Source organism: Amycolatopsis sp. cmx-4-54, from assembly GCF_046548895.1.
Classification (GTDB): domain Bacteria; phylum Actinomycetota; class Actinomycetes; order Mycobacteriales; family Pseudonocardiaceae; genus Amycolatopsis.
Window position 1 is genome coordinate 233,476 of sequence record NZ_JAEBEJ010000009.1, and the last position, 20,538, is coordinate 254,013.

16 protein-coding genes are annotated in these 20,538 nt (G+C 69.3%); 6 read left to right on the forward strand and 10 right to left on the reverse strand.

Annotated features, from left to right (window positions below; all coding sequences use genetic code 11):
* Positions 1-7: 7 nt before the first annotated feature.
* From ACLJQ7_RS28285 to ACLJQ7_RS28300, 4 genes are all read left to right on the forward strand, one after another.
* Positions 8-3,652, forward strand: a complete 3,645-nt coding sequence (locus ACLJQ7_RS28285) for a BTAD domain-containing putative transcriptional regulator (protein WP_410651351.1) — start codon at positions 8-10, stop codon at positions 3,650-3,652.
* A 20-nt stretch (positions 3,653-3,672) separates the two neighbouring features.
* Positions 3,673-4,932: an ABC transporter substrate-binding protein gene (locus ACLJQ7_RS28290; protein ID WP_410651189.1), complete on the forward strand. Its 1,260-nt coding sequence runs from the start codon at positions 3,673-3,675 to the stop codon at positions 4,930-4,932.
* An 11-nt stretch (positions 4,933-4,943) separates the two neighbouring features.
* On the forward strand, positions 4,944-6,293 hold the full coding sequence (locus ACLJQ7_RS28295) for a GH1 family beta-glucosidase (RefSeq protein WP_410651190.1): 1,350 nt from the start codon (positions 4,944-4,946) through the stop codon (positions 6,291-6,293).
* A 1,422-nt stretch (positions 6,294-7,715) separates the two neighbouring features.
* Positions 7,716-8,969 (forward strand): DUF222 domain-containing protein, encoded by a 1,254-nt coding sequence (locus ACLJQ7_RS28300; protein WP_410651352.1) that lies wholly within the window; start codon positions 7,716-7,718, stop codon positions 8,967-8,969.
* Between the two features lie 244 nt (positions 8,970-9,213).
* On the opposite strand, the gene ACLJQ7_RS28305 is transcribed toward ACLJQ7_RS28300, so the two are convergent.
* From ACLJQ7_RS28305 to ACLJQ7_RS28340, 8 genes are all read right to left on the reverse strand, one after another.
* Entirely contained in the window at positions 9,214-10,041 is an 828-nt protein-coding gene (locus ACLJQ7_RS28305) for a carbohydrate ABC transporter permease (RefSeq protein ID WP_410651191.1), read from the reverse strand.
* A 2-nt stretch (positions 10,042-10,043) separates the two neighbouring features.
* Positions 10,044-10,937, reverse strand: coding sequence for a carbohydrate ABC transporter permease (locus ACLJQ7_RS28310; protein ID WP_410651192.1), 894 nt, complete (start codon positions 10,935-10,937; stop codon positions 10,044-10,046).
* Complete coding sequence (locus tag ACLJQ7_RS28315; protein ID WP_410651193.1) at positions 10,934-11,695, reverse strand: DeoR/GlpR family DNA-binding transcription regulator; 762 nt, start codon at positions 11,693-11,695, stop codon at positions 10,934-10,936. Before ACLJQ7_RS28315 ends, ACLJQ7_RS28310 begins: the two co-directional genes overlap by 4 nt.
* Positions 11,696-11,843: 148 nt before the next feature.
* Positions 11,844-13,025: an RNA polymerase sigma factor gene (locus tag ACLJQ7_RS28320; protein WP_410651194.1), complete on the reverse strand. Its 1,182-nt coding sequence runs from the start codon at positions 13,023-13,025 to the stop codon at positions 11,844-11,846.
* A 5-nt stretch (positions 13,026-13,030) separates the two neighbouring features.
* The gene (locus ACLJQ7_RS28325) at positions 13,031-13,384 is read right to left on the reverse strand and encodes a YciI family protein (RefSeq protein WP_410651195.1); all 354 of its coding nucleotides are present in this window, start codon (positions 13,382-13,384) and stop codon (positions 13,031-13,033) included.
* Positions 13,385-13,411: 27 nt separating this feature from the next.
* The gene (gene glmS, locus ACLJQ7_RS28330; protein WP_410651196.1) at positions 13,412-15,232 is read right to left on the reverse strand and encodes a glutamine--fructose-6-phosphate transaminase (isomerizing); all 1,821 of its coding nucleotides are present in this window, start codon (positions 15,230-15,232) and stop codon (positions 13,412-13,414) included.
* Between the two features lie 41 nt (positions 15,233-15,273).
* The gene (locus ACLJQ7_RS28335; RefSeq protein ID WP_034324749.1) at positions 15,274-15,546 is read right to left on the reverse strand and encodes a hypothetical protein; all 273 of its coding nucleotides are present in this window, start codon (positions 15,544-15,546) and stop codon (positions 15,274-15,276) included.
* Positions 15,547-15,640: 94 nt separating this feature from the next.
* Positions 15,641-16,717, reverse strand: a complete 1,077-nt coding sequence (locus tag ACLJQ7_RS28340) for a M20 family metallopeptidase (protein WP_410651197.1) — start codon at positions 16,715-16,717, stop codon at positions 15,641-15,643.
* A gap of 30 nt (positions 16,718-16,747) precedes the next feature.
* On the opposite strand from ACLJQ7_RS28340, the gene ACLJQ7_RS28345 reads away from it, so the two are divergent.
* Positions 16,748-17,935, forward strand: a complete 1,188-nt coding sequence (locus ACLJQ7_RS28345) for a cytochrome P450 (RefSeq protein ID WP_410651198.1) — start codon at positions 16,748-16,750, stop codon at positions 17,933-17,935.
* Positions 17,936-18,021: 86 nt separating this feature from the next.
* On the forward strand, positions 18,022-18,936 hold the full coding sequence (locus ACLJQ7_RS28350) for an XRE family transcriptional regulator (protein WP_410651199.1): 915 nt from the start codon (positions 18,022-18,024) through the stop codon (positions 18,934-18,936).
* Here the strand turns inward: ACLJQ7_RS28350 and ACLJQ7_RS28355 are convergent.
* Together ACLJQ7_RS28355 and ACLJQ7_RS28360 are read right to left on the reverse strand one after the other, a co-directional pair.
* Positions 18,923-19,690: a hypothetical protein gene (locus ACLJQ7_RS28355; RefSeq protein ID WP_410651200.1), complete on the reverse strand. Its 768-nt coding sequence runs from the start codon at positions 19,688-19,690 to the stop codon at positions 18,923-18,925. The two genes, ACLJQ7_RS28350 and ACLJQ7_RS28355, sit on opposite strands and share 14 nt — an antisense overlap.
* Before the next feature lie 9 nt (positions 19,691-19,699).
* Positions 19,700-20,371 carry a papain-like cysteine protease family protein gene (locus ACLJQ7_RS28360; RefSeq protein WP_410651201.1) on the reverse strand — a complete coding sequence of 224 codons (672 nt, stop codon included), beginning with the start codon at positions 20,369-20,371 and terminating at the stop codon, positions 19,700-19,702.
* Positions 20,372-20,538: the final 167 nt, after the last annotated feature.

Below are 20,538 nucleotides of genomic sequence, written 5' to 3' on the forward strand. Positions count from 1 at the left end.
AGCCGGCGTGACGAACGGGCTGCGCGTCGAGCTGCTCGGGCCGCCTCGTGCCTGGCTCGGCGACGTCGAGCTGAAGCTCGGGCCCGCCCGGCAGCGCGCGGTCTTCGCCACCCTGGCGGCGCGCCGCGGGCAGGCGATGTCCCTCGGCGAACTGATCTCCGACGTCTGGGGCGAGTCGGCGCCCGCCAGCGCCACCGGCAGCGTCCACACCTACGTCTCCGGCCTGCGCGGCGCGATCCGCAAGGCGGGCGGTGACGCGCACGAGATCCTGAGTTCGTCCGGGTCGAGTTACGTACTGCGGCTGGACCGGGACGCGCTCGACGTCAGCCGGTTCGAACAGGACGCGGCGGCCGCCCGGCGACTGCTCGCCCGCGCCGATCAGCGAAGCGCGGCCGCGCGGCTCACCACCGCGCTCGGTCTCTGGCGCGGCGAGGCCTACTCCAGCGTGCCGGGCCCGTTCGCCGAAGCGGAACGCGTCCGCCTCACCGAACTCCAGCTCACCGCCACCGAACTGCGCGCCACGACCCTGCTCGGCATCGGTGACCACCGCGAAGTGGTGGCCGAACTGACCGCGCTGGTGCAGCGGCACCCGTTACGCGAGTCGTTGCACGAGACGCTGATGCGCGCCCTGCACGCCAGCGGGCGGCCGATCGAAGCACTCAGCGCGTACCGCGAAGCCAGGCGAGTACTGCGGGACGAACTCGGCGTCGAACCCGGTGCCCCGCTGCGTGAGCTGCACCAGCGCATCCTGGACGGCAGCGAAAAACCTGTCACCCGACCGAAACCGGCTCCGGTCCGCGTCGTGCCGCCACCGGTCGCCAAGGCGATCGAACGCGGCGTCCAGTGCCCGCTGCCCGGACGTACCCGGCAGGTCGAGCGGCTGGACGGCTTCGTCACCGACGTGCTCGCCGGCCGCGGCCGCCCGGTCTGGCTCGAAGGCGAACCGGGGATCGGCAAATCGGAACTGCTGATCGCCGGGCTGGCGGGCGCCGCGGCGCGTGGCTGTCAGCTGGCCTGGACCGCGGCCGACGAGCTGCGGCAACGGTTCCCGCTGCAGGTGATCATGGAATGCCTCGGGGTGCACCACGGCGCGGCCGATCCGGCCAAGGCGGCACTGGCGGGCGAGCTGCACGCCGAACCCGCGCACGGGAACTGGGGTCCCGCCGACCCGATCCTGTCCACTGTGGACAAATTACTCGCACTGGTCGACGAGACCTGCGCGGCGGGCCCGCTGGTGCTGGTGATCGACGACCTCCACTGGGCGGACGAGGCGAGTGTGCTGCTGTGGCAGCGGCTGGCCGCCGCCACCCGGCAGCTGCCGCTCCTGCTGGTCGCCGCCACGCGCACCGGGCACGGCCGCCGCGACCTCGCCCAGCTCCGTCGCGGGGTCGAGGCGAGAGACGGCGAGATCATGCCGGTCGAAGTGCTGACCGACGACGACGTCGCCGCCGTGTTCGAGGTGGTCCTCGAAGCGAAACTCGGCGCGAGCCTGCGTCCGCTGGTCCGGCGCGCGGCCGGAAATCCGCTCTACGCCAGGGAAATCGCGCACGACCTGGTCCGCACCGGCTCGTTGCGGACCAAGGACGGCGTGGCCGAGGTGACGCTGGACGGCACCGAGAACGCGCCGCGGTCGCTGCTGGCGGCGGTGGCCAGGACGCTGGAATGCCTCGACCCCGCCACGACCGAGATCCTCCGGACCGCCTCGCTGCTGGGCGCGGAGTTCGCCGTCGAGGACCTCGCCGCGCTGGCGGACAAGGGTCCGCTGGAGGTCCTGCGGGAGCTGGAGCCCGCCACCACCGCGGGCGTCATCGAGTACGCCGGCGACAAACTCGCCTTCCACCACCCGTTCCAGCGGCAGGCGCTCTACGGCGCCATCGCCGAACCGGTCCGTGCCGCGTTGCACCGGCGCGCCGCCGAATCGCTCGCGCGGGCGGGCGCGCCGATCAAACGGGTCGCCGAGCAGCTGGCGGCCGGGCCGGTGCCGTTCGATCCCTGGCTGGCAGGCTGGCTCACCGCCAACCACGTCGCGGTGTCCAACCGCGCCCCGCATATCGCGGCCGACCTGCTCCGCGGCGCGCTCGACAGCACGGTGCCCACCCGCGAGCAGCGGGAGACGCTGATCGCGGCGCTGGTGCGCGTGCTGTTCCGGCTCGAGCTGTCTCCCGAGACGGAAGCCGAACTGGCGGTGAAGACCGTCACCGACAAGGCGGATCTGGCGCAGATGCGGCATTTCCTCGCCGCGCTGCGGTACCGCCGGGGCGACACACCGGGCGCCATCGACGCGCTCGCCGACACCGCGGACGACCCGGCGATCCCGGAGCTGTGGCGCACCAGCACCCGGACGCTGCTCGCCAACTTCCGGCGCGGCACGCTCGCCGATCTCGACGAGACCGAACGGATCGCGCGGGCCCTGCACGCCGAAGCGAGTGAGCGCTACCCCGCCGCGCACGCGCAGCAGACGTTATGGCTCGTGCATTCGATCCGCCGCGAGCACGACCGGGCGCTGACCGCGATCGACGCGGCGCTCGAGACCACCGGCGATGAGGCCGACCTGGCGACCCTGCGGTTCGACCTGCTCGACAATCGCCTGTTCACCCTGCAGAACCTCGACCGGCTCGCCGAAGCCGATGCCACGCTGCACGCCGGGTACGAGACGGCCGCGCGGCACGGCCTGCCGACCGGCCCGCAGGTTTCGGCGGCCGTGCACTACTACTGGACCGGCCGGTGGGACGAGGCGCTGGCCGAACTGGACTCGGTCACCGAGGACGGCCCGGCGATCACCTTCTACGGTGTCCGCGAACCGGGTGCCGCCGCCCTGCTGTTGCACGGGGTCGCCGCCCTCATCGCGGGCCATCGGGACGAACGCGTCGCCGTCCGCGCCCATCTGGAAGCGGCCGAGGCGCACTCGCCGTCGAACTCGTCCGAGCGCGAGAGCTGCGACTTCTACCTGGCGGCACAGGCGATGGCCGCCGAGCACCGTGGTGAACTCGACGACGCGCTGCGGCTGTTCGCGCCGGTGCTGCGCCCCGACTACGCCCGGATGATGCTGCGCCACCAATGGCTTCCCGACGTCGTCCGAATCGCGCTCTCCGCCGGGAACGACGCCGTCGCACAGGAAGCACTCGCCGTCTGCGCCGAAGAGGCGAGCCAGGAGACCGTCCCCGCCAGGGCGACCGCGGCCGCCCTCCGATGCCGGTCGCTGCTCGACGGCGACCCCGAAGGCATGCTGGCCGCGGCGGATCACTATCGCGAGGTCCACCGCCCGATCGAGCTCGCGGCCGCGCTGGAGGACGCCGCCGAACTGCTCGGCCGCGCCGGCTACCTCGAAGCGGCGACCCGCTCGCTCACCGAAGCGTGCGAGGTGCTCGGTGAGGTCGGAGCCACCTGGAGCATCCGGCGGGCGGAAAGCAGGCTGCGCCGCTACGGCGTGCTGAGCCGCGTCGAGCGAAGCCCCCGGCACAGCGGGGCGCTGTCGCCGCTGGAACTGCGGGTGGCGCGGCTGGTGGCGGCGAAGCTGTCGAACCCGGAGATCGCCGCCGAGCTGAGCCTGCCGCGACGGACGGTGCAGTCTCTGGTGTCCAGGGTCCTGACCAAACTGCACGCCGATTCCCGGCTCACCGTCGGTGACCAGTTGCCGAGACGACTCGCGTGACCACACGACCGAGGAGAACCATGACCCGCGTACTGGCCGGACTGACGGCCCTCGTGCTGCTGCTCACCGGCTGCTCCGGCACGCCGGAAGCCGGCGGTCCGATCAAGCTCACCGTCGCCACCTTCGGCGAGTTCGGGTACGAAAAACTCTTCGACGACTACGAGAAGTCCCATCCGGGGATCACCGTCGAGGGCCGGGTCGCCGACTTCGAGACGCATCACCGCCAGCTCGCCACCGGGCTCGGCGCCGGACGCGGCAGCGCGGACGTGGTGGCGATCGAGGAGCAGTATCTGCCCAAGTTCCGCCAGTCCACGGACAAGTTCGCCGACCTCTCCGAGTTCGGCGCGCAGGGGCTCCGCGAGCAGTGGCCCGCCTGGAAATGGGACCAGGGCACCGCCGAAAACGGGAAGTTCGTGATGGGCCTCGGCACCGACATGGGCAGCCTCGCGCTCTGCTACCGGCGCGACCTGTTCGCGAACGCGGGCCTGCCGTCCGACCGCGACCAGGTGGCCGCGCTGTGGCCGACCTGGGAGAAGTTCGCCGAGACCGGCGAACGGTTCAGCGCCAAGGCACCGGACGACGTCAAATTCGCCGACTCGGCGGGCACCGTCTACACGGCGATGCTCAACCAGGCACAGGAGAACTACTTCTCCAAGGACGAGCGGTTCATCGCCGACACGAACCCCAACGTGCGCAAGGCCTTCGAACTGGCGGGCGGGATGGCGTTGAAGAAGGAGACGGCCGCGGTCACCACGTTCACCCAGCCGTGGACGGTGGCGATCAAGCAGAGCCGGTTCGCCGCCATCACCTGTCCCGCGTGGATGCTCACCCAGATCGAAGAGGCGGGCGGGCCGGAGCTCGCGGGGAAATGGGACGTCACCTCGGTTCCCGGCAAGGCGGGCAACTGGGGCGGCTCGTTCCTGACCGTCCCGAAGCAGGGCGCGCACCGCAAGGAAGCCTACGACCTCGCCGTCTGGCTGACCGCGCCGGAACAGCAGAAGCGCATCTTCCTCGAAAGCGGGCTGCTGCCGAGCGTGCTGGGCGCGTACCAGGACACCGCCGTGCTCTCCCACACCAGCCAGTACTTCAGCGGCGCGCCGATCGGCAAGATCTTCGCGGCCTCCGCCGAAGCCCTGCGGCCGAACTACCGCGGGCTGCGCGACGGCGAGGTGCGGCCGGTGTACGGGCACGCGCTCGGCCGCGTCGAAGAGGGGAAGCAATCGCTCGACCAGGCGTGGAGCCAGGCCGCGACCGAAGGCCGCGCCGCGGCCGCCAACTGAGCGGGGACGGCGTGACACGCGGGTTTCCGGCCGGGTTCCGCTGGGGCACGGCCACGGCGGCGTACCAGATCGAAGGGTCGACGACGGCGGACGGCCGCGGACCGTCCATTTGGGACACTTTCACCGCACGGCAGGGTCTGGCCGCCGGTGACCCGGCTTGCGACCACTACCGGCGCTATCGCGAGGACATCGGACTGCTGAGCGGGCTCGGCGTGCCCTACTACCGGTTCTCCGTCGCGTGGTCGCGGGTCATGCCGGACGGCCGCACGGTCGAACCCCGCGGCCTCGCCTTCTACGATCGCCTTGTCGACACGGTGCTGGAACACGGGATCACCCCGATGGTGACGCTCTACCACTGGGACCTTCCGGAAGCGCTGCAGGCGGAAGGCGGCTGGCCGAACCGTGACGTCGCGAGCCGTTTTGCCGACTACGCACTGACCGTCCACCAGGCACTCGGTGACCGGGTGCGGCAGTGGACCACGATCAACGAACCGTTCTGCGCCGCCTTCATCGGTTACGGCAACGGCGATCACGCGCCGGGCATCAAGGACGAAGGCGCGGCTTTGGTCGCCGGGCACCACCTCCTGCTCGCGCACGGCAAGGCCGCCCAGGCGTTGCGGGCGAACGGCGGCGAGCAGGAAGTGTCCATCGTGCTCAACTTCGCCCCGGTGCTGACCGATGTGGACGACTCCGCACACCGCGAGGCCGCGCGCAAGTTCGACTTCCTGCACAACAGGTTCTTCCTCGATCCACTGCTGGGCCGCGGCTATCCGCCCGAACTGCTGGCGGATCTGGCACATCTCGGCACCCTGGAACCGGCGATCGCCGACGGTGACCTGGAGACCATCGCGCAGCCGCTGGACGTGCTCGGCGTCAACTACTACGCCCCCGCCCGCGCCGTTCCGCTCGAAGATCCCGAGGCCGACAGCAACTGCCCATTGCCCGGCCTGCGCGGCATGGACGTCCAGCCGCCCCGCGGCGACCTGACCTCGCTCGGCTGGGAACAGCGCCCCTCGTCGTTCACCGATCTGTTGCTGTGGCTGCACGAACACTGTCCCGGCTTGCCGCTCGTGGTCGCCGAGAACGGTGCCGCGTTCGAGGACAAGGTCGTCGACGGGCGGGTCCACGACGAGAAGCGCGTGCGGTACTTCGCCGAACACCTCGCCGCCGTGCACGACGCGATCGAACGCGGTGCCGACGTCCGCGGCTACATGGCCTGGTCGCTGCTGGACAACTTCGAGTGGGCGATGGGGTACACACAACGGTTCGGCCTCGTGCACGTCGACTTCGAAACGCAGGAACGAGTACTCAAGGACAGCGCCCTGTTCTACGCTGATGTGGTGGCGCGCAACGGGCTTTAGGTTGGCTTTGCCGGTAAACGACGACGCGCCGGCGTGGGGTTGGGCTGGTTGCATGTTGTGCGTGCGGATAGGACCTCGCGGGTGGCGGCGGGCTTGGGATGGTGTTGTCGGGAAACGACGACGCACCCGCACCGGGAACTGTCGGCGGCCGGTCGTATGTTGCGCGCGCCGATAGGACTTCGCGCGTAGCGACGGGTGGCGGCGGGCTTTGGGATGGCGTTACCGGAAAACGACGACACACCCGCACCGGAAACTGCCAGCCGCCAGTCGCATATGCGCGTGCCGATAGGACCTCGCGCGCAGCAACGGTGGTGACGTACGGCGGGCTTTGCCTTGATGTTGCCACAAAACGACGACACACCCGCACCGGAAACTGCCAGCGGCCAGTCACATATGCGCGCACCAAAAGGACCTCACGCGCAGCAACGAGCGGTGACACGGCGGGCTTCGACTTGATGTTGCCGAAAAACGACGACACGCTGACGTGAGGAAGGATCGGGGCCGGTCGCATATTGCGCGTGCGGACACGACCTCGCGCGCAGCAACGGGTGGCGGCTGGCTTTGGGATGGCATTACCGAAAACGACGACACACCCGCACCGGAAACTGCCAGCCGCCAGTCGCATATGCGCGTGCCGATAGGACCTCGCGCGCAGCAACGGGTGACGGGCGGCTTCGACTTGATGTTGCCGGAAAACGACGACGCGCTGACGTGAGGAAGGATCGGAGCCGGTCGCATATTACGCGCGCGGACACGACCTCGCGCGTAGCAACGGGTGGCGGCGGGCTTTAGGTTGGCATTACCGCAAAACGACGACCACCCGCACCGGAAACTGCCAGCCGCCAGTCACATATGCGCGTGCCAATAGGACCTCGCGCGCAGCAACGGGTGGCGGCGGGCTTTGGCTTGATGTTGCCGAAAAACGACGACACGCTGGCGTGAGGAAGGATCGGAGCCGGTCGCATATTACGCGCGCGGACACGACCTCGCGCGTAGCAACGGGCGGTGACGTACGGCGGGCTTTGTCCGCGACCGGTGACATATGCGCGTGCCGATACGACCTCGCGCGCAGCAACGAACGGTGACACACCATCGGACTTCGCCGCAAAACGACGACACCCGCCCCAGGAACTATCTACAGCCGGTCGCATGCTGCGCACGCGGACACGACGCTCCCGTGCAGCAACGGGCAATCAAGGCCCCCTACGCAAATATGGCGGCGTACAACGGGCTTCAGCTTGACCGCGACGTTGCCGAAAAACGACGACACCGGCGCCGCGAACTGTCAGCTCGACTTTGATGTTGCCGAAAATCGACGACGCACAGGTACCGGAAACTGTCGGTGGTCAGTTGTAGCTTCTGTATGTGGACACACACAACGCCACTGTGGCGCTACTCAAGGAAATCACTTCGTCCGATGTGTTGAAGGAGGTCAATGCCGCACTGGATTCGTTGGAGGACAAGGATGCTATCGACGCCGCCGTCGCGGCCTCGGAGGGCATCGCACGACTGGAAGCGGTCCGGTTCCGCGCGCTGGCGCAGCTGAACCGTCACCGCGAGGGTGCGTCGAATGTGGTGCAGGAGGTGGCGTTCGCACTGTCTGTTGTGGACAGTTACGCGGCGGGTCTCGTGTCCACAGCCGCGGCGCTGACCACCCGCCTGCCCCGCACCCTAAGGCTGCTCGACCGCGGCCAGGTGGGCGGCTACGGAGCGATGAAAGTCGCCACAGCCACCGCGTGGCTGTCCGACGACGACGCCCGTGCCGTAGACGCCGTCCTGGAGGACCGTCTGCCAGACAAGAACTCCGACCAGATCCGGAAGGCGGCCAATCACGCGGCGATGATGGCCGACCGCGACGGCGCTCGGAAACGCATGGAGCGGCACCGCGCCGGGCGCCGGTTGACGATCCGGCAGGGCGAGACCGGGGTCGCCTCGATCGAGGTCGAAGACGGACCCGTCGAGAAAGTCGCCGCCGCCTACACCCGAATCGATCGCGAAGCACGCGCCCTCAAGACCGGCGGGGAGACCCGCACCCTGGATCAGCTCCGCGCCGACATTGCCCTCGACCTCCTGCTGGGCGGCCACGGCGGGAAGAGTGAACGGTCCGAAGTGTTCCTCTACATGGACCTCAACACCTATCTGGGGGTGAACGAGGACCCGGCCGAACTGGCCGGACACGGGCACATTCCAGCGTCGCTGGCCCGGCACATCGCATCCGGCCCCGACACGGTGCTGCGGCGAATCATCACCGACCCGCTCTCCGGGCAAGTCCTCGATCTGGGCCGCGACCGGTACCGACCCACGGCGGGGTTGGGTGAGTTCGTGCGGGTACGGGACCGGGAATGCCGAAGACCCGGCTGCCACCGCCCCGCCCAAGCCTGCGACCTCGACCACTCCGTGCCCTGGCAGCACGGCGGCCACACCGCCGACACCGAACTGGTCGACCTCTGCCGCCGCGACCACCGCTTGAAAGACGAACCCGGCTGGATCTACCGGCTCGCCTCCGACGGCACCCTCACCATCACCACACCCACGGGGCAGAGTTACGACAGCACACCACCGCCGCTGCACGAACCCGCACCGAGAAACCACCGTTCTGAACGATCGCCGAAAAGCGGCAACGGGCGCATAACCGCGCCCGACATGGTCGCCGAAATACGGCTATGGCCCGGCTGAACCGAAGTTCACTCGCGATCGCGCCGAACACCAGCGGCAGAACCGCTTACCACCCACCGACATCGCCGAAACACGGCCACAAACCTCACGCCGTCCGCGGAAGCAGCGTCACCAACCGGCCCTCGCCGAAAAACGGCAACGACCGGGCTGAAATCCACCCACCACGGGCCAACCCGGCTGCGACCGCGTATCCACCCACTGAAAGGACCCGGCCGCAAACCAGAACCCACCACGACCAAGATCGTCAGGCCCGAGGCGCGCCCCGCATCACGCCGTCGACCACCTTCCTGGCCAGCAGGATGAACAGCACGATCACGGGCAGCACACCGATCGTGGCCGCGGTGAGCATCAGCGAGTAATCGGTGAAGTAGCCACTCGCCAGCCGCGACAACGCCACCTGGACGGTCGGATGCGCGTTGGGATCGAGCACGATCAGCGGCCAGAAGAAGTCGTTCCACGCGGTCATGAACGTCAGCATCGCGAGCACGGCGGCTTGGGGGCGGATGGCGGGCATGGCGACGTGCCAGAACAGCCGCGCCGTCGAACAGCCGTCGACGCGTCCGGCGTCGAGTAGCTCGCCGGGGATCGCCTCCTCGCACGCCTGCCGCATCCAGAACACACTGAACGCGCCGACCAGTCCCGGCACGATCACCGCCTCCAGCCGTCCGTACCAGCCGAGTTCGCCGACCACGAGATAGAGCGGGATGACGCCGAGCTGGGCAGGCACCATGGCGGTGCCGATGACCACCAGGAAGAGCGAGTCGCGGCCCGGGAAACGCAGCCGCGCGAAGGCGAATCCGGCCATGCTCGAAAGCAGCACGTTCGACACGGTCATGGTGCCGGCGACGATCAGCGAGTTCTGCATCGCCAGCCAGAAGTCGACGGTCCCGAAGACCCTGCCCACGTTCTCGATCAGGTTGCCGCCGGGCAGCAGTGGCGGAGTGGTCTCGCCGAGGGCGGAATTGTCCTTGGAGGACACCACGAACGACCAGTACAACGGGAAGATCGACGCGACGGCGACGGCGAGCAACAACCCGTAGACGACGAAACCGGTCCGTTCCCTGGCCGCCACGGTCACTCACCGCCCCGCATCCGGCGCACGAGCGAGAAGTTGACCAGCGCGAACACGGCCGAGAACAGGAACAGCAACCACGCGATGGCCGCCGCGTATCCGGCGTCGAACTCGCCGAACCCCTTTTCGTACAGGTACATGGCGAGGGTCTGGAACTGCCGGTCCGCGCCGCCCGTCCCGTTGACCCCGGTGTCGTCGAACAGTTGCGGCTCGGCGAACAGCTGCAACCCGCCGATGGTCGAGATGACGACGGTGAAGGCGATGGTCGGCCGGATCGCGGGCACGGTGATGGACCAGAAGGTCCGCCAGCGCGAGGCGCCGTCGAGCATCGCGGCGTCGTAGCGTTCCTGCGGCACGGATTGCATCGCCGCGAGGTAGAGCAAAGCGTTGTAGCCGGTCCAGCGCCACATCACCATCGCGCTGACCGCGACGTGCGAGGCGAACCGGTCCGACCGCCAGTCCACCGGATCGAGCCCTGCCAGGCCCAGCGCCCAGTTGACGACGCCGTAGTCCTCGGCGAACAGCTGGCTGAACACGAGCGCCACCGCGACCACCGAGACGACGTTGGGCAACAGCACGCTGGCCCGCCACAGGGTCCGCGCCCGCAAGGGACGGTCGAGCAGCGCGGCGAGACCGAGCGCGGCCAGCAGTTGCGGGACGGTCGAAAGGACGAAGATGCTGACCGTGTTGAAGAGCGCGTTGTAGAAGTACGGATCCTGGAGCAGGACGGCGAAATTGCCGAGCCCGGCGAACCCGGTGTCACCGTTGACCAGATGCCAATGGTGCAGCGCCACCCAGGCGGTGTAGAGCAACGGGAAAAGACCGAACACGCCGAAGAGGACGTAGAACGGCGCTGTCATCAGGTATCCGGCGAGCCGCTCGCCCGTACGCTTCAAACGATGATCACCTTGACGCCCGCCCGGCCGATGTCGTCGATCTCCGCGGGTTCGGCCCCGCTGTCGGTGATCAGGGTGTCGACGTCGCAAAGGTCCCCGAACCGGGCGAAATGGTCGTCGCCGATCTTCGTGTGATCGGCCAGCAGCACCGTCCGCCGGGCGGACGCGATGGCCGCGCGCTTCACCATCGCCTCGGCGGTGTCCGGGGTGGTGAGCCCCCGCTCGACGGAAAGACCATTGGTACCGAGGAAAGCGACGTCGACATAGGTGTCCTTGAGGGCGTCGAGCGCCCAGCCGTCGACCGACGCCATGGTGTGGCCGCGCAGCCGTCCCCCGACCAGCATCAGCGTGACGCCGGGCCGGTCGGCGAGGGTGAACGCGTTCGGCAGCGAAGGGGTGACCACGGTCAGTCCGCGGCCGGCGGGGACGAGGTTCGCCAGCCTGGCCACCGTGGTGCCCGCGTCCAGCAGGATCGCGCCCCCGTCGGGGACCTGGTCCAGCGCCGCGGCGGCGATGCGGTCCTTTTCCGCGCTCATCACCGCGTCGCGGGCGTCGAGCCCCGGCTCGATGCCCAGCCGTTCGACGGGGATCGCGCCGCCGTGCACCCGTCGCACCGCTCCGCTGCGTTCCAGCGCCGTCAGGTCGCGGCGGACGGTCTCGCTGGTGATCTCGAAAGCCGCCGCGAGCGTCGCCACGTCGACCCGGCCGTTCTGCCTGGCCTGCTTGAGGATGGCGCGCTGCCGCTCTTCGGCGTACAACGGTCACCTCCTGCGCTGGCGGTCGAGCGGTCATGGCGACAATAGTTGGTTTCTCACCGGTCCGACAACGGAACCCTCACCCGGAGCACGACGCTTTGTCCATTGAGGACACACTGCACGCGGCGGTTTCGTCGACAGCTGCCCGAAACTACGACAGGACTGCCCGTTTGGCCCGTAGGAAAGCCCGTTCCGTGTCGTTGGTGGCCAAGGCGATCGCCTCGTCGTAGGCGGTGACGGCCTCCGAGGTCCGGCCGAGGCGGGACAGCAGGTTCGCCCGCGTGGCGGGCAGATGGTGATAGCCCGGCAGGTCGAGCCCCTCGACCCCGGCCAGCGCCGCCGCCGGGCCGTGCACCTCGGCGATGGCGACCGCGCGGTTGAGCGCGACGACCGGCGTCGGGGTGAGCCGCCACAGCTGGTCGTAGAGCGCCAGCACCTGGGTCCAGTCGGTCGACTCGCCGTCCGTGTGCACGGCGTTGATCGCGGCCTGCACCTGGTACTGGCCCGGACGGCCGAGGCGCAGGCACCGCCGCACCAGTTCGTGGCCCTCGGCGATCAGTTCCCGGTTCCACGACGACCGGTCCTGCTCCGCGAGCACCACCAGCTCACCGGAAGGCCCCACCCGCGCGGGGCGCCGGGCTTCGGTGAGCAGGAGCAGTGCCAGCAGCCCGATCACTTCCGGCTCGTCGGGCATCAGATCGGCGAGCGCCCTCGCCAAGCGCACCGCCTCGACGCAGAGGTCCGTCCGCAGCAGGTCACCCGACGTGGACGTGTACCCCTCGTTGAAGACGAGGTAGAGCACGGTGAGCACGGAATCCAGCCGTTCCGGCAGTTCACCGCTCCCCGGCACCCGGTACGGAATCCCCGCGTCGCGGATCTTCTTCTTCGCGCGGACGATCCGCTGGGCCACGGTCGGTTCCGGGACGAGGTAGGCCCGCGCGATCTCCCCCACCTCCAGCCCGCCGATCAGGCGCAGGGTGAGCGCGGTCCGCGCGAGCGGCGAAAGCGCCGGATGGCAGCAGGTGAAGATCATCCGGAGCTGGTCGTCGCGCACCGGCCCCACCTCCCGCGGCTCGTCCTGGGAATGCAGGAGCAGCGCCTGGGCGTGCCGGGCTTCGCGGGTAAATTCCCGGCGAAGGCGGTCGATCGCGCGGTTCCGGGCGGTGGTCACGATCCACGCGCCCGGATTGGGCGGCGTTTCCGTCCACTTCTCCACCGCCGTCGCGAACGCGTCCTGAACCGCCTCCTCGGCGAGCGTGATGTCGCCGAGGAGGCGGGTCAGGGTGGCCACACACCGGCCGTACTCCGCCCGGTAGATCCCGTCGAGATCCATCGGCGTCACCGCGACGGGTCGCCGAACGGCCGCACTTCGATCGGCTGCCCGCAGGCGAGCGCGCATTTCTCGGCCCAGGCCAGCGCCTGGTCGAGGTCGTCGACCTGGATCACCCAGAACCCGCCGAGCTGTTCCTTCGTCTCGGCGAACGGCCCGTCGGTGATCGTGGTCGTGCCGCCTTCGGGACGGACGACCGTGGAGACGTCCGAGTGCTCCAGTCCGCCCACGAAGACCCAGGACCCGGCGGCCTTCATCTCGTCGGTGACCTTGCCCGTCCTGGCCAGCATCGCCTGGACCTCTTCCTCGGGCGCGTCCCGTTCGCTCTCGTCGAGCTGGACGGCGAGCAGGTACTGCCTCATGACGGACCCCTTCGACGGCTCAGGAGATCATTCCACGGTGACGGACTTCGCGAGGTTACGCGGTTTGTCGATGTCGTGGCCGAGGATCAGCGCCGCGTGGTAGGCCAGCAGTTGCAGCGGAATGGTGAGCAGGATCGGATCGAGTTCCGGCTCCGACCGCGGGACCACGAACCGCGGCACGTCGAGATCGCCGAAGTCCACGTCGTCGTGGGTGATCGCCAGCACCTGCCCCTTGCGCGCCTTGATCTGCTGCATCGCGGCCAGGTTGCGATCGGCGAGGTCGTCGGACGGCACGATCGCGACCGTCGGCAGCTCCTCGTCGATCAGCGCGAGCGGGCCGTGCTTGAGCTCCGAGGTCTGGTAGGCCTCCGCGTGCCGGTACGAGATCTCCTTGAACTTCTGCGCGCCCTCCCGCGCCACCGGGAAACCACGGACCCGGCCGATGAAGAACAGGCTCCGCGCGTCCGCGCAGATCTTGGCGTGCTCGGCGATCTGGGACTCAGCCTCGACGACGGCCGCGACCTGCTTCGGCAACGCGCGCAGCGCCGCGACGATCCGCTGTCCGTCCGCATTGGACAGATCGCGGACGCGGCCCAGTGCCAGCGCGATCATCGCGAACCCGACCGCCATGTTGGTGAGCGCCTTGGTCGAGGCGACGGCGATCTCCGGGCCGGCGTGCAGGTACAGGCCACCGTCGCAGGCCCGCGCGATCGTCGAACCGACGACGTTCACGAGACCGATCACCCGGCCGCCCTTGCGTTTGACCTCTTCCACGGCGAACGCGGTGTCCGCCGTCTCGCCGGACTGGCTGACCGCGATGTAGAGGGTGTCCGCCTCGATGATGGGGTTGCGGTAGCGGAACTCGGACGCGGCCTCCGCGTCGGCCGGGACCCGCGCCAGATCCTCGATCATGGTGGCGCCGATCTGGCCCGCGTAATACGCCGAACCGCAGCCGAGGATCTTCACCCTCGCGAAACCGCGCAGATCACGGGGCGTCAGGTTCAGACCGTCCAAACGGGACACTCCGAACCGGTCGTCCAGCCGTCCCCGGATCATCCGCTCCAGGCATTCCGGCTGCTCCTGGATCTCCTTGTACATGTAGTGCCGGTGGCCACCGAGGTCGAGGTCGTCGGCCTGGATGTCGATCGCCGTCGCGGCCTTGCCGGTGTCGCTCTCGTCGACGGTGAAGGTGCGGTAGCCGGTGGCCGAGACGCTGGCGAACTCGCCGTCGTCGAGGTGCACCACCTGCGAGGTGTGCCGGACCAGCGCCGACAGGTCGCTGGCCACGAACATCTCCCGGTCGCCGACGCCGATGATCAGCGGCGAACCGTTCCGCGCGACCACGACCCGGTCGGGGTGCTCGGTGTCGGTCACGGCGATGGCATAGGTACCGGTGACGCGGGAAACGGCCTCGACGACCGCGTCTTCCAGTGCCTTCGCGCCCGACCGCGCGATCAGGTGGGCGAGCACCTCGGTGTCGGTCTCGGAGGACAGCGTGACCCCGGCCTGGGTGAGCTGCTCGCGCAGCGCGTCGGCGTTGTCGATGATCCCGTTGTGCACCACGGAGATCCGGCCGTCTTCGGAGACGTGCGGATGGGCGTTCGCCTCGGTCGCCGGACCGTGCGTCGCCCACCTCGTGTGCCCGATGCCGACCTTGCCCGCGAGCCGCTTGGGCAGCGCGGCCGTCAGATTCCGCACCCGCCCCACGATCCGGTGCACCTGGGCGCCTTTACCGCCGAGGACGGAGATCCCGGCCGAGTCGTAGCCGCGGTATTCCAGCCGCGTCAGTCCCTCGATCAGGATCGGGGCGGCGTTCTGGCCGCCGATGTAGCCGACGATTCCGCACATGACGAATCAACCTCACAAAGAAAACGGACGGGTGTGGTCCGTCAGCCGTAGACGATGCGGCGCAGTTGCCGCTCGGACAGGTCGGGAGGCGCGACGAGACGACGGCTCAGCTCGCCGGCGATCCGGGGGAAGATCTCGGGGTTCTTCCTGCCCTCGGCCTGCAACCGGGCATGCCGCTCCCGGACGTACTGCTCGACCGGCTGCCGGTAGAACGCCAGGACGTCCTCGACGACACGGGCGGCGATGGCCGTCGACAGACCCGTCGACAAGGCCACCTGCTCGACGATGTCCGCGTCCTCCACGGAGCCCATCATGCACATCAGGCTATCGAAACGCCAGTTCTTGCCCGAAATCGGGCAAGAACTGACCAGTCGAACCTCTCGCACTGAGTCGACTAACTGCGGGTGGTCAGCGGCCTCGGATCGCCCTGACAAGCCCGGCGGCCAGCTCCGCCCGTTCCGCCATCGAGTCGACCAGCAGGTACTCGTGATCGGCGTGCGCGCCACCGCCGACGGCACCGAGCCCGTCGAGGGTCGGGACGCCGATCGCGGCCGTGAGGTTGCCGTCGCTCCCGCCGCCGACGGCCACCCCGGCAACTCCGGGCAGCAGCCGTCGCGCGACGGCGAACAGGTCCGCGGCGGCCGACTCGGGCATCGGCGGCCGGTGGATCCCGCCCCGCACCACGAGTTCCGCCCCGTTCAGGCGCGGGGTGAGGGCGGCGAACCCGGCTTCGACGCGCTCCTTTTCCTCGGTGGACTCGACCCGCACGTCGACCATGACGGACGCGGACGCGGGCACGACGTTGCTCGCCGTTCCCGCCGAGGCGACCGTCGGGGTGACACTCGTTCCGGCTTCGGGCCGGTCGAGCGCGGCGATCGCCAGCACCTGATGCGCGGCTTCGGTCAGCGCGTTGACCCCGGCCGCGGGTTCGAGGCCGGCATGCGACGCCCGGCCGGTGACGACGACCTCGAACGTGCCGCACCCCTTGCGGCCGATCTTGAGACCGCCGCCGTCGGCCGCCCCTTCGAACACGAGCACCGCACCGCACGCGCGGGCGCGCTCCTCGATGAGCGCGCGGGATTCGTGCGAGCCCGTCTCCTCGTCGGCCGTCACCAGGATCTCGACCCCGGTCGGGTCACCGAGCGCCGCCAGGCCGTGGATCGCCTGAACCAGCCCGCCGAGCATGTCGAACACCCCGGGCCCGGTCACCCGCCCGTCGGTCACCGCGAACGGCCGGCGCGCCAGCGTGCCGACCGGGAACACGGTGTCGTGGTGCCCGAGAATCAGCACGCGCGGTTCACCGCCACCGGACCACCGGACATGCGGTCCCGCCGCGCTCTCCACCAGGTTCGCCGTTCCACCGAGCCGAGCCTCGACGAGGGCGGCGACCGCCTCGGCCGACGCCGTCAGAGCCTCGATGTCCCCCGAAGGCGACTCGATCTCGACGAGGGTCCGGAGGTCTTCGATCATCGCATCGACAGTCATGCGCCTACTTTCGCGCATAGGATCGGGATCATGCTCGAAAACCTGCTCGCACCGGAGACCAGGACCGATCCGTACCCGTTCTACCGCCAGGTCATCGACCGCGGCCCGGTGTTCGCGGCGGCCGACGGGTTCTTCGTGGTCAGCGGGTTCGAAGAGGCCTCGGCGCTCCTGAAGAATCCCGCGTTCGGCCACGCTGAGCCGGAGGTGCTGCCGGATCCGCACGAGAACGAGCCGGTCGACGAGCAGGGCCGGGTGATCCGGTCGTTCCTCGCCCTCGATCCGCCCGATCACACCCGGTTGCGGCGGCTGGTCTCCAAGGCGTTCACGCCGCGGATGGTCGAGCAACTCGCCCCGAGGATCGAGGAACTGGCGAAGGAACTGGTGTCGAAAGCGCTCGAAATGGGCGAATTCGACCTGATGACCGAGATCGCGCGACCGCTGCCCGTCGTGATCATCAGCGAGCTGCTCGGGGTACCGCTTGCCGACCGGGACCGCTTCGAAGGCTGGTCGCACGCCATGGGGCGCGCGCTCGACCCGTCCTTCCTGATCGCGAAGGAGACCGTCGCCGCGGCCGTCGCCGCCCGGCGTGAATTCGTCGCCTACTTCCGCGAGCTGGCGAGGGAACGGCGGAAACGCCCGACCGGCGACCTGTTCTCCGATCTGGTGTCGGTGTCCGACGAGGGTGACCGGCTCAGCGAAGGCGAGCTGGTGATCACCGCGATGCTCCTGCTGGTCGCGGGCCATGAGACGACGACCAACCTGATCGGCAACGGGGTCCTCGCGTTGCTGAACCATCCGGACCAGCACCGGAAACTGGCCGAAGACCGCTCGAAGATCCCGAACGCGGTCGAGGAGATGCTCCGGTACGACTCACCCGTCCAGCTGACCACGCGGCTCGCGCTGCGGGACGCGACCGTCGGCGGCCGGTCCGTCGGCGAAGGCGCCCAGACGGTCGTGCTGCTGGGAGCGGCCAACCGCGATCCGCGCGCGTACGAGGACCCGGACCGCTTCGATGTCGACCGTCCCTCCCCTAGGCATCTCGCGCTGGGGCAAGGCATCCACTTCTGCCTCGGCGCCCCGCTGGCGCGCCTGGAGGGCCGCACCCTGTTCGAGGCGCTGCTCGGCGCCGGCCGCGCCTTCCATCGGACGGCGGATTCGGTCTGGGTGAAGCAGGTGACCCTGCGCGGCCTCGAAAGCCTGCGGCTCGAATTCGCCTGAAAGTCCGATTTTCGACCTTAGGCGGTTGCCGACCGGCGCCGGACTGCGCATGCTTTGCGCCAATCCGGCGTCGGTGGGGGTTGCCCATGTACCAGGAACGCGAGGTCAGATCCGGTTCGTTCCCCCGCGCGCTTTCCGAGGCGGTGGGGCACCGCGGCCTTTCCCTGTCCCGGATCCGCGCGCATCTGGCCTCGCGCGGCGTATCCGTGGCCGAATCGACCTTGAGCTACTGGCAGCGCGGGCTCCGGCATCCGTCGACACCGCGCTCGCTCGACGTCGTCCGCGCGCTCGAAGCGGTGCTGGGCCTGCCCGCGGACAGCCTCGTCGTCCTGATCGGCCCGCAGCGGCGATCTCCCGGCGACGACCGCAGGCCCTCGTTGCCGGAGTTGCGGCAGAGCTGGGCCGAGACCTGCTCGCTGCTGGACGAATTGAGCGAAACCCCCGGCGCGGTGGGAAACGCGAAGCTCGACGTCGTGACGGTCGTCGACGTGCTGACCATGACCGAGGAGGGCCGGATCTCGGAGATCACCTCGACCATGGTGGTGCGGGCGCGTGAGGTGGGCGCGGACGGTTTCGTGGTGACCCATCAGGACGAGCCCGGCACCGACATGGCGGCCACGACGGTGTCCGCCACCGATGGCTGCCGAAGAGGACGAGTACGCCGAAGCGCCTCGTCGCCGGGGATGGTCTTCGAGCTCCTCTTCGACCGCGGCCTGGCCGAAGGGGAAACGCACACCTTCGCGTTCACATTGCGGTTGGCCGCGTCGGTCCGTTCGACCTGCTTCCACCGGACGGTGCGGTCGCGTATGTCGGCTTATCTGCTCCGCATCCGTTTCGACGACGGCGCGATACCCGCGCGCTGCGTGAAAACCGTGCGAGAGCGCGAAGAACTCGCCCCCGTGGTCAGCGAGCCACTGCATCCCGGGCCGGGCGCGACGGTCAGCGCCTACTTCGAGGATCTCGGCGTCGGGATCGCGGGGATCGACCTCATCTGGGAGTGAGGCGGCGCTTCCGCCACACCGCGACGAGCACGACACCGACCCCGGCGGCGACCAGGCCCGCCACGATCGCGACGGGAAACCCGGAGTCGCCGGGCGGTGGCACCGCCTGCTGGGTGAAGCCGATCCCGCGGTCGCGCTGGTAGTCCGATCCCGGTAGTTTGTCGGCGTAGCGGCCCTGCACTTGCCGCTGGTACTCGGAAAGCGGGATGAACTCCCCCACCGGCGACTGCGGCAGGCTCGCCCGCAGGAGCACCACACCGCCGGACTCCAGTTCGTACCAGCCGTTGATCTGGGGCTCGTTGAGCAGGACCGAACCGGGCTTCAGTCCCGCGCTCAGGGTCTCTTCGTCGTTGCCGGAGAACACACTCGCCGCGACCCACTTTCCCGGGCCGTCGGGCATCGCCTGCAGCGTGGCTTTCTGGCCGGTGTCGGCGGTGGCCGTCACGGCGATGGAACTCAACGCGCCGGCCGGTGCTCCGGCGATGCCCCTGACAAAGTCCGGATTGAGGGTGTAGACCGGGATTCCCTTGTCTCCCATGGTGATCCGTCGCGGTTCGAGCTGGTCGACCTGCCGGAAGTTCGATCTCGCGAGACCGATCGCGTCGGGCTGCCCGGCGACGCGCACGGCGGCCGCGAGATCGTCGGCCGAGGGCGGGGCGACTCCCTCGCTCGCCGTGGCAGGCGAAATGGCGGGCAGCAACGTCGCGACGGCCACCGCGAGACAACCGGAGAACTTCCGGCAGATCGTGTTCATGACCGCGGTTCAGCCCTTCCGGATGTTGACGATGGTGTCGTTCCAGCGGAACTGGGCGTTGCTCCGGTACTGGTTGTAGTTCCAGGTCTTGTACCGCGGAGAAGACGGCCACGGGTCACCGACCATGATCGACTGGCTGGTCGAGTCGTAGCCGTAGATCACCTGGGCGTGACCGCCGCCCGACGTCCAGTAGATCCCCGTCAGGTTCAGGATCCCGGAGTCGACCTGGCTGACGACCGACGTGAAACCGATCGGCCCGCCCGCGTCCTGCGCGGCGAAGCCGGTCCCGCGGAACCCGCGGATGATTTCGGGGATCTGAGCGGGCTGGTTCGGGCAGTACCCGGCCGACGTGCCCTTGCCCGCGGCGCAGAACTGGGCCTGGGTGGCGGTGCCGCCCTGTGAACGCTCGATGCTCGAACCGTCCGCCGCCCAGCACCATTGGTTGTACTGCTGCACCTGCTGGGTGTAGTTGAGCTGCTTGGACGCCGACGTCGCGGCGACCGTCATCGCGGTCCCGGCCACCGGCGCGACCTCGCGCACCTGGGTGTGGATCCGGGTCTGGACGAGGCCGTTGGACCGGTCCCCGGCATCGCCGGGCTGTGCGAGGGCGGTGGCGGGCAGCATGCTCAGCGCGAAGACGGCGGCTCCGGTGGCCAGCGTGGCCCTCGAAAGGCTCTTCACAGATGTCTCCTTTGACACGGGGATGGGGAGATCACCGTGCGCCGCCCCGGCTTCGGGAACAACGCCCTCACCAGGGGCGAAGGAGCCGCTGTGATCGTTCACAGGACCAGGACGCGCTCGCGTGCCAGGAGGCGGGGATTCACGGGCGGCGGAGCGACGGTCGCCGC